This window comes from uncultured Tenacibaculum sp. (assembly GCF_947499065.1).
GTDB lineage: Bacteria > Bacteroidota > Bacteroidia > Flavobacteriales > Flavobacteriaceae > Polaribacter.
This window is the reverse complement of sequence record NZ_CANMMT010000003.1, coordinates 137,667-151,639: the sequence shown is the minus strand read 5'-3', so window position 1 is coordinate 151,639 and position 13,973 is coordinate 137,667. Positions and strand designations below refer to the sequence as shown.

General features: G+C 27.1%; 17 protein-coding genes. 10 read left to right on the top strand and 7 right to left on the bottom strand.

Features of this window, described 5'->3' with window-relative positions; genetic code table 11:
- The first annotated feature begins 7 nt into the window (after positions 1-7).
- Both Q0958_RS08230 and Q0958_RS08225 read left to right on the top strand, forming a co-directional pair.
- The gene (locus Q0958_RS08230) at positions 8-949 is read left to right on the top strand and encodes a hypothetical protein (RefSeq protein WP_299121993.1); all 942 of its coding nucleotides are present in this window, start codon (positions 8-10) and stop codon (positions 947-949) included.
- Positions 950-1,335: 386 nt separating this feature from the next.
- On the top strand, positions 1,336-2,256 hold the full coding sequence (locus Q0958_RS08225) for a hypothetical protein (protein ID WP_299121991.1): 921 nt from the start codon (positions 1,336-1,338) through the stop codon (positions 2,254-2,256).
- Between the two features lie 274 nt (positions 2,257-2,530).
- Here Q0958_RS08225 and Q0958_RS08220 read toward each other — a convergent pair whose 3' ends face one another.
- On the bottom strand, positions 2,531-2,734 hold the full coding sequence (locus Q0958_RS08220) for a hypothetical protein (RefSeq protein WP_299121990.1): 204 nt from the start codon (positions 2,732-2,734) through the stop codon (positions 2,531-2,533).
- Positions 2,735-3,078: 344 nt separating this feature from the next.
- Between Q0958_RS08220 and Q0958_RS08215 the strand changes: the two genes are divergently transcribed.
- Positions 3,079-3,333 (top strand): hypothetical protein, encoded by a 255-nt coding sequence (locus tag Q0958_RS08215; protein ID WP_299121988.1) that lies wholly within the window; start codon positions 3,079-3,081, stop codon positions 3,331-3,333.
- A gap of 55 nt (positions 3,334-3,388) precedes the next feature.
- On the opposite strand, the gene Q0958_RS08210 is transcribed toward Q0958_RS08215, so the two are convergent.
- A complete protein-coding gene (locus Q0958_RS08210; protein ID WP_299121986.1) occupies positions 3,389-4,240 on the bottom strand; it encodes a hypothetical protein in 852 nt (283 codons plus the stop codon).
- Between the two features lie 167 nt (positions 4,241-4,407).
- Here Q0958_RS08210 and Q0958_RS08205 point away from each other — a divergent pair, with 167 nt between their 5' ends.
- A complete protein-coding gene (locus Q0958_RS08205) occupies positions 4,408-4,638 on the top strand; it encodes a hypothetical protein (protein ID WP_299121985.1) in 231 nt (76 codons plus the stop codon).
- 268 nt (positions 4,639-4,906) lie between these two features.
- Here Q0958_RS08205 and Q0958_RS08200 read toward each other — a convergent pair whose 3' ends face one another.
- Together Q0958_RS08200 and Q0958_RS08195 are read right to left on the bottom strand one after the other, a co-directional pair.
- The gene (locus tag Q0958_RS08200) at positions 4,907-5,482 is read right to left on the bottom strand and encodes a hypothetical protein (protein WP_299121984.1); all 576 of its coding nucleotides are present in this window, start codon (positions 5,480-5,482) and stop codon (positions 4,907-4,909) included.
- 227 nt (positions 5,483-5,709) lie between these two features.
- Complete coding sequence (locus tag Q0958_RS08195) at positions 5,710-5,958, bottom strand: hypothetical protein (protein WP_299121982.1); 249 nt, start codon at positions 5,956-5,958, stop codon at positions 5,710-5,712.
- Positions 5,959-6,288: 330 nt separating this feature from the next.
- Between Q0958_RS08195 and Q0958_RS08190 the strand changes: the two genes are divergently transcribed.
- Together Q0958_RS08190 and Q0958_RS08185 are read left to right on the top strand one after the other, a co-directional pair.
- Positions 6,289-6,615: a hypothetical protein gene (locus Q0958_RS08190; RefSeq protein WP_299121981.1), complete on the top strand. Its 327-nt coding sequence runs from the start codon at positions 6,289-6,291 to the stop codon at positions 6,613-6,615.
- 10 nt (positions 6,616-6,625) lie between these two features.
- Positions 6,626-7,948, top strand: coding sequence for a hypothetical protein (locus tag Q0958_RS08185; protein ID WP_299121980.1), 1,323 nt, complete (start codon positions 6,626-6,628; stop codon positions 7,946-7,948).
- A 275-nt stretch (positions 7,949-8,223) separates the two neighbouring features.
- Here Q0958_RS08185 and Q0958_RS08180 read toward each other — a convergent pair whose 3' ends face one another.
- Positions 8,224-8,430: a helix-turn-helix transcriptional regulator gene (locus Q0958_RS08180; RefSeq protein ID WP_299121978.1), complete on the bottom strand. Its 207-nt coding sequence runs from the start codon at positions 8,428-8,430 to the stop codon at positions 8,224-8,226.
- Between the two features lie 516 nt (positions 8,431-8,946).
- Between Q0958_RS08180 and Q0958_RS08175 the strand changes: the two genes are divergently transcribed.
- Complete coding sequence (locus tag Q0958_RS08175) at positions 8,947-9,789, top strand: YitT family protein (protein ID WP_299121977.1); 843 nt, start codon at positions 8,947-8,949, stop codon at positions 9,787-9,789.
- A gap of 68 nt (positions 9,790-9,857) precedes the next feature.
- Here Q0958_RS08175 and Q0958_RS08170 read toward each other — a convergent pair whose 3' ends face one another.
- Positions 9,858-10,721 (bottom strand): helix-turn-helix transcriptional regulator, encoded by an 864-nt coding sequence (locus Q0958_RS08170; RefSeq protein WP_299121976.1) that lies wholly within the window; start codon positions 10,719-10,721, stop codon positions 9,858-9,860.
- A 185-nt stretch (positions 10,722-10,906) separates the two neighbouring features.
- Here Q0958_RS08170 and Q0958_RS08165 point away from each other — a divergent pair, with 185 nt between their 5' ends.
- Complete coding sequence (locus Q0958_RS08165; protein WP_299121974.1) at positions 10,907-11,173, top strand: DUF983 domain-containing protein; 267 nt, start codon at positions 10,907-10,909, stop codon at positions 11,171-11,173.
- 197 nt (positions 11,174-11,370) lie between these two features.
- Here Q0958_RS08165 and Q0958_RS08160 read toward each other — a convergent pair whose 3' ends face one another.
- Positions 11,371-11,748 carry a transcriptional repressor gene (locus Q0958_RS08160; RefSeq protein ID WP_299121973.1) on the bottom strand — a complete coding sequence of 126 codons (378 nt, stop codon included), beginning with the start codon at positions 11,746-11,748 and terminating at the stop codon, positions 11,371-11,373.
- Between the two features lie 103 nt (positions 11,749-11,851).
- Between Q0958_RS08160 and Q0958_RS08155 the strand changes: the two genes are divergently transcribed.
- Entirely contained in the window at positions 11,852-12,565 is a 714-nt protein-coding gene (locus Q0958_RS08155; RefSeq protein ID WP_299121971.1) for an ABC transporter ATP-binding protein, read from the top strand.
- Position 12,566: 1 nt separating this feature from the next.
- Positions 12,567-13,970: a DUF3526 domain-containing protein gene (locus Q0958_RS08150; RefSeq protein WP_299121969.1), complete on the top strand. Its 1,404-nt coding sequence runs from the start codon at positions 12,567-12,569 to the stop codon at positions 13,968-13,970.
- Positions 13,971-13,973: the final 3 nt, after the last annotated feature.

The window sequence follows — 13,973 nt, the reverse complement described above, 5'->3', positions numbered from 1 at the left end:
TAACCTTATGAGTTTAAAAAACACAATCAATAACATTGTTTTAATAGTTTTAATAGTTTTTATTTCCTGTACCAATAACGAGAAGGAAAAAAAAGATTTACAAGCAGTAATAAAAGAAACAAAAAAAGAAGGAGAATGTCCAGAATATTTATTGAAAAACAAAAAAAATAACCTTAACATTAGTATACTACTTGATCTATCGGATAGGATTGATGAAAAAAAATACCCGAATACCTCAATGGAATACTTTCAAAGAGATTTAGGCTATATAAACTCAATCTCAAATAGCTTTTTAGAACATATACAAAACAAGAAACTGGTATTAATAAACGATGACATGCAAATATATTTCGAACCCGCACCTGCAAATATTACTATCAATCAAAAATCAAAGGAATTAAAAGTCTCTTTTACAAAAAACTTAACTAAAGAATTAATTGAAAATACTAAAAAAAAATACACAACTATACCTAAAGAAATTTATACCCTAGCAAAAGAAAATGGGAAATATTTAGGTTCGGATACATGGCGCTTTTTTAAAGATAAAGCGAAGAGATATTGTATAAAAGAATGCAATAGAAATATTTTAGTAATACTAACAGATGGCTACATGTTTCACACTGATACCAAATTAAAAGAAAAAAATCTAACTTCTTTTATAACACCTCGCACACTTAGAAACTTCGGTTTAAATAATAGTCGTTGGGAAGAAACCTTTGAGAAGAAAGGATTTGGTTTTATACCAGCTTCAAAAAAATTAAACAATTTAGAAGTATTGGTTATAGGTTTAGTAAACCACGATAAAAAAAGAAACCCTTATAGTCAAGATGTAGTTAAAAAATACTGGAGTAAATGGCTTGAAAATATGGGAATTAAAAAATATGAAATTTACGGAGCAGAATTACCAAGCAATATGGATAACACAATTAGAAACTTTATTTTAAACTAAGCATATTAACATCAAACAAAAACATATTAGACTTTTAATTTTTGTAGTAATATTTATTACCACAAGCTGTATTAACGCACAAACAGTTTTTATAACTAAAACAGGTAAAAAATACCATACTGAAAAATGTAGATATTTAAGTTACTCTAAAAAGGAAATCAATTTAAAAAAAGCAATATCTCTAGGGTTTTCAGCTTGTAAAGTTTGCAAACCCAAAACTACAACATCAAATAAAAAAGAGGTAGTAAATAAGCTACACTTTCAAAAAACAACAACATCAAAAAAAAGAAACTACTCAGTACAATGTTCAGGCAGGACAAAATCCGGCAGAAGATGTAGAAGACACACAAAAAGCTCTAATGGTAGATGCTATCAACATTAAAAAAATGAATATAAAAAAAACAATAATTAACTTAATTACATTAATTCTAATTCAATTCTGTTATTCACAAGAATCAGGATTTACATATAAAACAAAAAATATAATAGAAACACGAGATCTATACATTAATGGTGGAGCTCGTTCTCATTTTGGAGGAAAATCAAGGGTATATATTAAAATAGATTTACCTAAAAATACCGATCATTGGTATTACAGCTTTTCAACATCAGCTGGTAAAGGAGGAACAAAAAACTTAAACCTAGCTATACAATTAGCAGGTCTTTTAGCTGACCCTAGTGGTTTTAGTTCTAATATTTTAACTGCAATTAAAATACCTCAAGGCTCAGCTTCTGTAGATGTTTATCTATTAGATAATTTTAATAAAAATGCATTTATTAACAAAACAAGATATCAATACTATACAGAAGGAATGGTTGAAAACACAAAACAAGCTGCTGTTAGAATTGACGACGTAAAAACAGGCACATATTATTTAGGAATCAAAAACCCGAGTACTTTAAATGGACTTAACATCAGTATTGAAGTAGTAGCAATAGTTAAAACCGAAATAGTTAAAAAAAAGAATATCAAACAGGAAAAAGCAGAATTATATGGAAAACTAGGATGGTCTAAATTTTTAAAAGGAGAATATCAAAAATGTATTCAATATTGCAACAAATCTAATGAGCTATTTCCTCTAGCATGGGTACAAGCTAATAAAGGACTAGCAACACTAATATTAGGTAAGGAAATAGAAGCTACGGATATTTACATAAACGCTCTTCTAATTGCTAAAAAGCAACCTAAAAAAGAAAAAATCTTAAGTGAAATCTTGGAAAATATTTACAATCTCATCGAGCTCAATCCTAATATTAATGGAGCCAATGAAATTATAGAATTAGTTAAACATCAAAAAATAAATTAAATAAAACCATCAATTACACATCATAATCTCAAATCAAGGCAAACAAAAATGTTTTTAACTTTCTTTATCCTACTTCCTAAAAGTATTTTACTTTATTTCAAAGCAACTAAACCACTATTCACCACCACATTAAATTACTTCATCTAATATTCAAAACAATAACCAATTCACTAATCTATATTTGAAGTATAAATAAAGATTTTGTTTTTTTCATTATATAGTTAGATTAATTAGTTAAAAAAGAAGTTATCCGGGGGGACGCTTCTTTTTTTTGCTATATAAATTCTTCTTTAGTTAATAACACAGCTAAATGAAAATTAGTTTTCGCATTAAATTTCTTTTTCAACTTATTTATTCTTTTTTCAATAATAGAAATACTATTGGGTACAACTCCTTTATTTTTTAATTCTTTAGAAACTTCATTTTGTTTGTATCCTTTAGCTAAGAGTTGTACAATTTTTAAATCTATTTTTTCCATAGCATTTTACTTATATTTGGTTAAAAATTGTCATGACTACACCAATAATCACGTGCCCAGTTTGTAATACGCAATATGAGGAAAATTACGAAGAATGCCCAAACTGTTCATTTAAAACAATTCATCACCAAGCGTACTTAGCAGAAAACTCAAGAGAACCACAAAAAATACTTAATGATAAATACGGTATATTTACAGTAAAATCATTCATTGTATTTTTACTTTTTAGCCTAAGTATTACTAGGGTTATAATGGCCGTTTACGATATTAGTTTACAAGATTTAATAAATTATATATACTAATAAAATATATTCTTATAACAGGAGTTTTATAAATTTAAAATTATGAAGAAAAAAAATATTGTCATTATAATTTTATTGACAACTTTATCTTTTTCAACATCATTATTTTTATCAGAATTAATTAGTTCAGAAAATACATATACAATATATTTTTGGTCGTACGTTGCTTTATTTATCTCTTTATCAATAGAATCTTGGCACTGGAGAACAAATACAAAAAGCTCCTTAAGAAATATAAATTACTACATTCTATATTTCATATTATCTTCAGGAATATTCTTTTACCTCATAAAATAACATCCTTACAACACCACTAATACAAATAATTATGTTTGTAAAATAAAAGAAAAGTTCATTTCCATTTCGTTCTTAATTCAGTTCCTATTGGAAACTTTTTAGGGGAAAAATCATACATATTAGTAGTACCATAGCTAGTATTAATCAAAACAGAGTCTACTTCAATAAAAAACTCTTCGTTTTTGGTTACTAGTGTCAATCGTTTATTCATTCTATCCTTTTCACCTTTATCTAATTCTATTTTCCAATAAATATAATCATCATCATTAGAGTCAATAATTTTCTCAATACTTTTTATTTTTGCAGAAATAGGTTCCTTTAAAAAGTGTTTTTGCCATTTCTTGGGTATTTGTTTTAAATCAAATTCTGTAGTAATTGGGTCATTAGTTTTATTAACCAAATACATTCCACTACTTTTAGGTTCAGAGCCATCATTTAAATAGTCAGCAAATCTGAGGTAATCATTTTCTTTTCCTATCCCCCAACCAAAATGAAAATAATCTGATAACAAATATTCATTATCCCCCCATTTTACAATTTGAAATTTGGTTTTTATCTTGAGTGAATCTGGACCATAAGAAACATTACTGGTTTTAGGTTTAGATTCAAAATCTAAAGGAAATTCAGTATATTTTATTTTTTCAGGAAGTAGCGTTAGTTGATTGTTTTTGATTTGATATTTTCCAAAGACCTTTTTTCTAAACCCACCACCTACACAACCATAAACGTAGTCTTCATTTATAAAAAACCCATTACTAATTAAATTAAGTTTAGCACCGTTATTAAAACCATGATACGAAAATTTTAAAGTATCAAGAGGCTTTATTCTATAATTCTCTATAGTTGAATTAGATTTACTATTAGAACAACTATAAATCAAAAATAATATAATCAAGTTCTTTTTCATATTTTCAAATGTTAGCTAAGTATTTTATTTAATAAAAAGCTGTAATCTTAGGTAAAATATCTAAAAAAAGTAACAGCTCTAAATATTTAATTTACTTACCACAATTATGCCAAAACCATTCGGTTTCTACTTATAATCAACAACTAATATTTTATTACTTTTACCATATGAAAAATAGCTATGATCAACTTAATATTGAATACGTAGAAACAAAAAATGTTTCTCCTTTTATCAAATTCATAACAATTATTTTAATACTAACTTTTGTTATTATTCCTTTGCCAGAATTAATAGATACATTAGAATACAATCATGCTGCTCCACAAACTATACATACTTGTTTTGTTGGATGGTCTTATGAACCTCTTCAATTTAAATCATTTGCTCTATCAAATTAATTCAGAAGCAACTAAATGATTTAAAGAAATCGAAACATTTATATTTACACTTATAGTAATTGTATTTATCTTGATAATTAAATTATTCATTCCACTTTCGAAAGAAGAAAAAGAGAAATTAAAAAAGTTATATCCAGAATTTCTTAATGATGATACTACAGAAGAAGAATAATTAATCACACTTATTTCATATTATTCTACATTTTTCACATAAAAAACACCTTCATAAGGTGTTTTAGTATTTACATCATGCTATTTAATAAAAACATTAATTATTTTTATTAATTCTTGGATAATTTATTTGAGCGTAACTTTCTTTCGACATTTTAACCCCTTCCTTCATAATACCGGTCTGTAAACTAGTAGACTCTAATAAATCTTCTCCTATATCTTCGCCTATTTTCTTAAGGTCATTAGAAAATTTATTATCACTTTTATGCTCCAACGTAGTTGCTAAAAGATTACAATTTAAATATTGCCAAGGTGTTAAGTTGTTTAGTTGGCTAAGAATTTCTTTTCCTAAATCACCTATTGAGTCATTCTTCATTGCTTTACTGGTTAAAAAAGTTAACTCTTCATTACCATTCGGGTTTTCATAATCTTCAGCTTCAAAAGGTGTTTTCCTATAAAACATTAAACCTTCATAACGTCTTTTGGTTCTATGATAAAGTACTATACATCTCGCATTAAAACAATCTGGGTTATTTAAAATATCACAAAAACCCATCGTTATATTCTCTGGATTATTATTTTTTTCACCACTTAAATGATGCATATGAAGATCATTATAACTACTTAATTTCTCTAAAACATTTTGTGTTGCAGTATTGGTATTTCCACTCATGACATTGATTTTTAATTAATTTTACATGAAGTTACTTAACCTATAAAGTCTAGATTATAAAAATGTTGTTACTAAGAGTTATTTTGTAGTAAAATATTAAAAACAAATACACATTGTATTTTTCAGATTGTTTGAGAAGATATTTATTTTTAAAAAGTAATTATTTTGTATTGTAAATTATAAAAGAGCTCCACTTTAAAGCTCCCTTAATAAATTATGATTCTTTTTCATTCATTAAATAGTTCACAATATTCATCTATAACTTCATCATCAACCTGCCAATTAGCTCCTTTAGTTTCATATAAAAAAATTAAACCAGCAAGTTCTAATATACTATAAGCTAAAAAAATTAAATCATCTTTTTGGGCTAGTAAAGAATCTCCTTTTTTCTCAATACTATAACCTTTATCAATAATTAATTTATAAGCAGGAGGTTCGGTATTCCCTGCAGCTGCAATAGTTACAAATCCATTCATTTTTATAAAATATTAGACTCAAAAATACTAAATCGAAAATCTAAACTAATAATGTACATAACATAAATTTATATCTATTAACACCCTTAATCATATAAGGGGTTTTAACTAAATACAATAAGGAAAAAGCCTCATTAAAAATAAGGTTTTTCATAACTCTATCGTTTTTATTCCACCTAATTTGTTCCTCTCAGAATTATAACAAACTATGTGTCATACACAAGCATATTCAATTCAAAGTAACTTAATTATGAAATCGTTTAAACTAAAAAGAGACATATTATTATCCAAATTAATGTTTAATGAAATAGAAATAATAATTTAAAAGCTATGCCAAAACTCAAATTTAAATTTAAAATAACTCTAATTCAAGGAATGAGAGTTACAACCTTTAGAATAAATAGTAAGAGATTAAAAAACAGTGAAATTGAAGCTTTTCAATCTCCTTCCAACCCGAATGAATATGAAGGAGAAATAGAAACAATTTGTATAAAAGACACTGTTATTGTTAGTGTTTGGGGGGTCGGAATTCCTTTTTTACAAGGATCATTCAATATTACTCAAAACGGTAATAAACTATTTTCAGAAGACCAGAAGCTTTCTGTAAAAAGTAAAGGAAGATTCAGGTTTTATAAAGTAGAAGTTAAATTACCTTAAAGATGATATTATGAAAAAAGAACTATTAATATTAGCATTTTTTGCCTTTCCTCTAACAAGCTTATTCTCACAAGGTATAACAAAGTCTGCAGATGGTGAAAGCACAATCTTATTTAGAGGATCAAGTATAACTGCAGATTTAGGAGAAACAGAACTTAATTTAAGTTTTAATAATCTACAAAAAAGTTTAGGAAAAGAAAATCTTTTAGTATATGGAGGTTCATTAAAAGGGCAAAATAAATCAGGTTTAGCTGGTTTATTTAATAAAGGAGATTTTGTTCCATCAAGTAATTTAAACGGTTTTATTGGTTGGTCTACATCAAATGGTATACCTAATGCATATCAAAAAAGTTACACTGAAAAATTAGCTATTTATGAAAAGTTTTTTGAGAAATCAGATAAAGAATTACATGAGGCATTTAATAATATAATCAACTTAGAAACAAAAGAACTAAATGATAAAGGAAAATTAAAACAAGAATTGTACGATATATTTGACAATATAACCTTTGGACAGTTTATCAATAAGCTCGAAAATTTAGATAAGGATAATGAAGATGAAAAGAGAGTTATAAATAAAATAATATTTAAGTGTAAAATACTTTATAAAAATTGGAAACATGAAATTAGTAATTATGAAGCTGAAATAAAAAGAATAGAAGAAAATATTAATAATACTTCATATAAACAATTTTCTATATTTCTATTCGGAGGAATTAATTCATTGAGCTTTAAACGTTATCTGGGTACTAATTTAGATGCATTGAACAAGAGTTTTCAAAGTACATTTTTTAGAGGAGGAGAAATAGGTTTAGGAGCAAACTTTCAATATAAAAATTGGATGTTTGGAACAAGCTATGCTTACTCTAAAACAAACAACTTTAATTTACTAACAAAAAAAGAATATACAATTAAAACCATTAGCAATCAATCTACTGGTAATTCAACATTAACTGAAGAAAAAAAAATTACAGCTTATTCAGGAACTTATGGAGAAGTAGAAGTAAATGAATTCAATATTGATGTCATTTACAGAGCTCCTTTAGACAAGAAAGAAGAAAAGCATATTTTAATTAATCCTTATTTAAAATCTCAGTTATTATCTCGAAATGAACAAATTCTCCCTAATGTACTAGATATAGGGTGCGGTTTTTACTTTTATGATAATACAGGGAAGTTTTTAGCTGGATTTTATGTGGAACTACCAGATGTAGAGAATAACTATGAAAAAGTAAAACCAGTAGAGAATCAAAACTTGAGAGATCCAATAAAAAGACTTTCCTTAGGGATTGTAACTAAGATGTCATTAAGCTCAGTATTAAACTTTTTCTAATATTTAAGTTAACCCATAATACAAAGCCTTAAACTTATTTAACTATCAAAAATAAAAAAACTTCTTACTAATTAAAATATGTTAATTAGTAAGAAGTTTTTTACAAGAATAATCTTAGAATAAATAATTCCAGAAAAGTATGAATAAGCTACTAAAAATTAAATAGCCATATTCAATCATAGTTATTTCTGAAAGAAAATCTTACCATTTTAACTTTTTAAGAGTCCGTTACTCTATTTCACTATTTCTCTTCAAATAGAAACTTACTAAAACAACTATTTAGTAGAAACTAATAACTCTCTAATATCTACATCAAGAATTTCAGCAATCCTTTTTAAATCTTTTAAATGAGGTTGTGCTTTGTTATTACAAAAAGCAGTTACAGAAGTAGTACTTCTTCCCAGTTCTTGCGCCAGCCAAACTTGCAATTTTCCTTGAATTACCAACACTTCTTTTATTCTATTTATTCTTTCTACTGCCATATTTTTTGAATGTATTGCACCTTAAAGATATAACACAGACTTGTTAAAATATAAGTTTAACTTAAATTTCAATAAGTCAAACTTATGGAATGTTATTCAAATCTTATGCCATATCCAAAATACACTAAAGCTGATCTAGAGAATTAACTAGCGGTAAAGAATCAGCTATTTTCACATTTTCAAACTTATATTAATCATTATTTAGTAGTTTTCTTTTGAAAAGGAATTTTATTTGGTTTCACTAACCCTCTACTATAAGAGTTTCATTGATTCAAAAATACGAAAATAAATATGTCAGCTTTCGTACTACCTTTAAGTTAATTTATAGAGTCTCTATATTTCAATGGTGTTAAACTCATTTTCTTTTTAAACAGTTTATTGAACTACTGTGAACTTTCGAAACCTAAATCATAAGCAATTTCTGTAACTGTTTTTTTGTAGACACTAATAATGTTTTGGCTTTTTCTATTTCTAACAAGTTATTATTTTAATTTTGTAAACTTATTTTGAAGTAACATGAAAAAAGAAATCACTAACTACATTTTCATTATTCTCGGTTCAGCTCTAATGGCTTTCGGCGTTGTTGCTTTTTTAAGCCCAAATAATGTTGCTATGGGTGGAACTGGAGGATTATCTATTATTCTAAATAAACTCTTTAATATTTCTATAGGTTTATTATTTGCTATAATAAATATTCCCTTACTAATTATTAGCACTCGATATTTAGGCAAATATTTTGCAATAAAGAGCACTATAGCTATTATAATTATTAGTTTTTTTATAGATATTTTCACTCATTTTTTTAAAATACCTGCTTTAAGTCAAGAAACTTTGCTAGCAACTTTATATGGCGGTATTTCAGTAGGAACTGGAATTGGATTAATATTTAAAGGAGGAGGATCTGCTGGTGGTGGTACCATCATTGCACGCATTATTACTACTAAAACTTCTCTCAAAACTGGAACAGTTATTCTGATATTAGATTCATTTGTTGTGATGGCAACAGCTATAGTTTTTAATAGTATAGAACTTGCTTTATGGAGTATAATAAGCATTTATGTTACTACAAAAATGATTGATGTAGTATTAACTGGTAGACCAAATGGTAGGGTTGTACATATTACATCTAAAAAAGATGTACATCAATTAGGTAAGTTAATTAATGACAAAATTGGAGTTAGTGGCACTATTTTTAAAGGAGACAACCTTAGCTTAACACAATCTAATTTTATGATAGTTGTTACTGTACCCGTTAACAGACTAAATTCTTTAAAACAAATAGTAAAAGATTATGACAACACTGCCAATATGATTGTTATGGATGCATCTCAAGTTTTAGGAACAAAATTTATTAACTAACAATATTGCTATCAGATTTTAAAACACCTTATAGCTTGTTTAAGATATTTTTTTTTATTAACCACCTCCTAATACCTTTTTCTAAATGAAGACGGACTCTCTCCTGTTCTAAGTTTAAAAAACTTAGAAAAATGCGAATAGTCATCAAATCCCAATTCGTAAGCTATTTCAGATAACTGCTCGTCCGAATGAACCAATAGTCTTTTTGCTTCTAAAACTACTTTACCATACAACATTTCTGTAATTGTCTTATCTAAAACCTCCTTAGCAACCCTGTTCAAATGCCTTACAGTTAAATGAATTTTTTCAGCATAGAATGATGCTTTTTTATGCTCCTTAAAATTTGAATCGATTAAACTCTCTAGTTTAGAAACTAGAATCAAATTATTGACAGACTGTTTAAGTTTTGGCTCACTATTTTCTTCAAAAAGTCTTAAAAAATCTATATAAATTAGATTTACCATACTTAATAAATAAGCTCTTTTAAAAATCTGATTACTATAATAAGCATTATTGATATTCATAAAAGCCTGAGTAAAGAAATCTATTTTATCTTTAGATAAATCTATAAAGGATTCATTTAAAGAGTAAAATGGAAACTCGTTTAAATTTAACTCACTCATGCTTAACATAAAAAACTCATGAGTATGAAAAAAAATGTATCCCTTTACTAAAGAAGTAAAACTCCAAAAATGAGATTGCCCTGGTTTTAAAAAAAATACACGTCCTGGCTTTACATCATATGTAGTAAAATCTATTTCATGCTTTCCTTCTCCCTCTATAATTAACACACATAAATAAAAATCGTGCCTATGAGGAGTACTAAAATGATGCTCATTTTTTTTAAGATGCACCGCTAAATCGTTACTATAAAAGTAATTATCAACTTCTTCTGATAAATTAAAATTCTCAATATTTAAAATCGAAATCACAACAAATGTCTTAATTATACAAATTTAAGCAACTTATATATAACACTTAACAAGTTATACATATATAATTTTGCAAAAAAATAATAATGAAATCAATTATCTCTTTAATTTCAAACAAATGTCCTAAATGTAATAAGGGGAAAGTTTTTAAAAACTCAGCTCTCAATCTATTTAAAATTGGGAAAATGGAAGAAAATTGTTCTCATTGTAACTTTATTTACGAGAAAGAACCTGGTTTTTTCTTTGGTGCAATGTATGTTAGTTACGGTTTAATAGTAGCAGAAAGCGTAGCTATTTTTATAATTTCTAGATTAATTTTAAACATCGATTGGTTTATCTGTTTTGGCTTGATTATTTTAATCTCACTAGCATTAATAGGTGTAAATTATAAACTATCGCGTTTAATTTGGATTTATATGTTTTACTCTGACAAAAAAGTCAAATCTACATAAACTTACTTTAATTAAAAAACTTCAAAAAAATAAAAAACCCATTCAAAAGAATTGAATGGGAAATTGCTATGAAAAAGAAGTCTTACAACGTCTTGTAAGACATATACAATATAGTGTAAATAAATTTAAAACCAACTCTTTTTAAAAAGAATTATGAAATTTTCTACATCTTATATCTTTTATTGATTTTTTTAACTCTAAAGACAATTACCACACTTACCCACTAACATAATCTCAGCAGAATCTACTTGTCTATTTTCAACAGAAGGTATAAGTACGTCTACAGGTAAACATTCAACATCACCACAATCTTTACATTGAAAATGTGGATGCACATCTAAATGATGATCTGCCGAACACCCTTGGCATTTAGCATACCATCTTAAACCATCTTTACCTAAAAAAGAATGAATAATTCCATCTTGCTCCAATCTATCTAAAATCCTGTATACTGTAGTCTTATTCATTTTCTCTTTTAAAAGCTTCACCAAAGCTACTACAGAAACAGCTTTCTCTCTTTCTTCAAAAATACTTAAGACAAACTTTACCGATGCTGTTTTTCTTACTATACCCATAATTACAAATTTAACGCAATTTAGTTGCACTTACAAATCTTTTATTTAATTTTACAACTTAGTTGCATTAACGTTTTTTATCGAATTAACTCATCAAAATATAATGATACTTACAAATAACTTAACCAAAAGCTATGGTGATTTCAAAGCTGTTCAAAATCTAAATCTTGAAGTAAAAGAAGGTGAAATTTTATGCCTCTTAGGAGCTAATGGAGCTGGCAAGTCTACTACAATTAATATGTTGTTAAATTTCATTCAACCAACATCTGGTGAAGCAAAAATTAATGGATTAGACGTAACTCAAAACTCAATTAAAACCAAAAGTTTTCTTACCTATATTCCTGAAAACTTAATGCTTTACCCTACACTAACTGCTGTGGAAAATTTAGATTATTTCACTAAACTTTCTGGAAAAAACTTTGACACACAAGAACTAAAACTATACTTAACTGAAGCTGGTTTGCAACAAGAAGCTCATGAAAAGCATGTAAAAACTTTTTCTAAAGGAATGCGTCAAAAAGTTGGAATTGCTTTGGCAATAGCAAAAGAATCTAAAGTACTTTTATTAGATGAACCTACTTCTGGTTTAGACCCAAAATCTAGCAATGAATTTATGGAGCTATTAACCAAAATGAAAAATGATGATGTAGCTATTTTAATGGCCACCCATGATTTATTTAGAGCTAAAGAAGTTAGTACACATATAGGTATAATGCGTTCTGGAATATTACAAAATTATTCAAACTCTTCAGAATTTTCTTTAAAAGAGCTAGAAACTATTTATCTAGACATTATGAACTTTAAAAATATGGATTAACATGAAACATATAATTTTTAAAGAACTTAAAGAACTATTGAGGGATGGGCGTTTTAAAATTACTCTAGGTATTTCTTTTGTTTTACTAATCATCGCAACTATTACTAGTATTAATCAATACAATAAAAATAATCAACAATATGTAGAGTCTACCAACAAAGAACGTAGTATTTGGGAAAGTCAAGATGAAAAAAACCCGCATTCTGCCGCACACTATGGTACTTATGCTTTTAAACCTAAATTTGCTTTATCTCTATTTGACTATGGCGTAACTAAATATACAGGGAATTCCATTTTTTTAGAAGCTCATAATAGAAACGAAGCCTCATTTAGCGAAGCAAGTGATCAAACTAGCTTAACTCGTTTTGGTACGCTATCCATCAACTTTGTTTTAATATACTTATTTCCTCTTATTATTATTCTAATTGGATATAACTCACATACTAAAGAAATTGAACATCAAACACTTTCTTTATTAAAAAGCCAAGGTATTCACCCTACAAAACTTGTAATAGGAAAATGGTTAGCCATATACATTCCTATTCTCATTTTAACTTCTTGTATATTTCTTATAATTGGTATAGTTTTATCAAACCTAGATAGCTTAAGTTTTTTTAGTTGGACTAGCCTACTTACTCTTTATATTTCTTACTTGATATATTATTTAATTATCACCTCTATTACTTTACTTATTTCTATAAGAAGTAAATCTTCTGGGATTTCATTAGTTAGTTCTTTAGTTATCTGGATTCTATTTAGTTTTGTAACTCCTAAAATAGCTACAAACTTTGCCAATACCAACCACCCTTACCCTTCTAAATCCGAATTTAATGCTCGTATTAGTAATGACAGAAAAAATGGATTAGATGGTCACAATCCATGGAATAAAGCAGCTAAAGAACTAGAGCAAAAAACCTTAAAAGAACATGGAGTTGACAGCTTAAGTCAATTACCTTTTAATTATGATGCCTACCGAATGCAAAAAGGTGAAGAGCATGAAGCTAAAATTTATGAAAAGCATTATAATATTTTACACAATACTGCAAAGGGACAAAATAGTGTTTATCAAAACCTATCATTCATTTCTCCATTTATTGCTTTACGCTTTTTATCTATGGATATCACCAATACAAGCGATAATTTGCACTGGAAATTCACCAAAGCCGCAGAAAAATATAGGATAGAAACTCAAAAGTTTTTAAACTATGATTTTAAAGACAATTCTAAAACTGGGGATTGGAGTTATAAAATGAAAGCTGAAACGTTTAAGAAACTTCCTAAATTCAACTTTACCCCACCTACACTTTCATCAATATTAAAGGAAAACACAAAAAACATATTGTTTTTAGTTTTATGGTTAGTACTTCCAATAATAGGATTAATTATCTATTCAAAAAAAATATAAATT

Excerpts from the sequence above, each read along its gene's own strand:
- Q0958_RS08210 (WP_299121986.1), bottom strand. The coding sequence starts at position 4,240 with ATGAAAAAGAACTTGATTATATTATTTTTGATTTATAGTTGTTCTAAT.
- Q0958_RS08200 (WP_299121984.1), bottom strand. The coding sequence starts at position 5,482 with ATGAGTGGAAATACCAATACTGCAACACAAAATGTTTTAGAGAAATTA.
- Q0958_RS08220 (WP_299121990.1), bottom strand. The coding sequence starts at position 2,734 with ATGGAAAAAATAGATTTAAAAATTGTACAACTCTTAGCTAAAGGATAC.
- Q0958_RS08215 (WP_299121988.1), top strand. The coding sequence starts at position 3,079 with ATGAAGAAAAAAAATATTGTCATTATAATTTTATTGACAACTTTATCT.
- Q0958_RS08180 (WP_299121978.1), bottom strand. The coding sequence starts at position 8,430 with ATGGCAGTAGAAAGAATAAATAGAATAAAAGAAGTGTTGGTAATTCAA.
- Q0958_RS08160 (WP_299121973.1), bottom strand. The coding sequence starts at position 11,748 with ATGGGTATAGTAAGAAAAACAGCATCGGTAAAGTTTGTCTTAAGTATT.
- Q0958_RS08190 (WP_299121981.1), top strand. The coding sequence starts at position 6,289 with ATGCCAAAACTCAAATTTAAATTTAAAATAACTCTAATTCAAGGAATG.
- Q0958_RS08225 (WP_299121991.1), top strand. The coding sequence starts at position 1,336 with ATGAATATAAAAAAAACAATAATTAACTTAATTACATTAATTCTAATT.
- Q0958_RS08150 (WP_299121969.1), top strand. The coding sequence starts at position 12,567 with ATGAAACATATAATTTTTAAAGAACTTAAAGAACTATTGAGGGATGGG.
- Q0958_RS08155 (WP_299121971.1), top strand. The coding sequence starts at position 11,852 with ATGATACTTACAAATAACTTAACCAAAAGCTATGGTGATTTCAAAGCT.
- Q0958_RS08195 (WP_299121982.1), bottom strand. The coding sequence starts at position 5,958 with ATGAATGGATTTGTAACTATTGCAGCTGCAGGGAATACCGAACCTCCT.
- Q0958_RS08175 (WP_299121977.1), top strand. The coding sequence starts at position 8,947 with ATGAAAAAAGAAATCACTAACTACATTTTCATTATTCTCGGTTCAGCT.
- Q0958_RS08205 (WP_299121985.1), top strand. The coding sequence starts at position 4,408 with ATGAAAAATAGCTATGATCAACTTAATATTGAATACGTAGAAACAAAA.
- Q0958_RS08230 (WP_299121993.1), top strand. The coding sequence starts at position 8 with ATGAGTTTAAAAAACACAATCAATAACATTGTTTTAATAGTTTTAATA.
- Q0958_RS08185 (WP_299121980.1), top strand. The coding sequence starts at position 6,626 with ATGAAAAAAGAACTATTAATATTAGCATTTTTTGCCTTTCCTCTAACA.
- Q0958_RS08165 (WP_299121974.1), top strand. The coding sequence starts at position 10,907 with ATGGAAGAAAATTGTTCTCATTGTAACTTTATTTACGAGAAAGAACCT.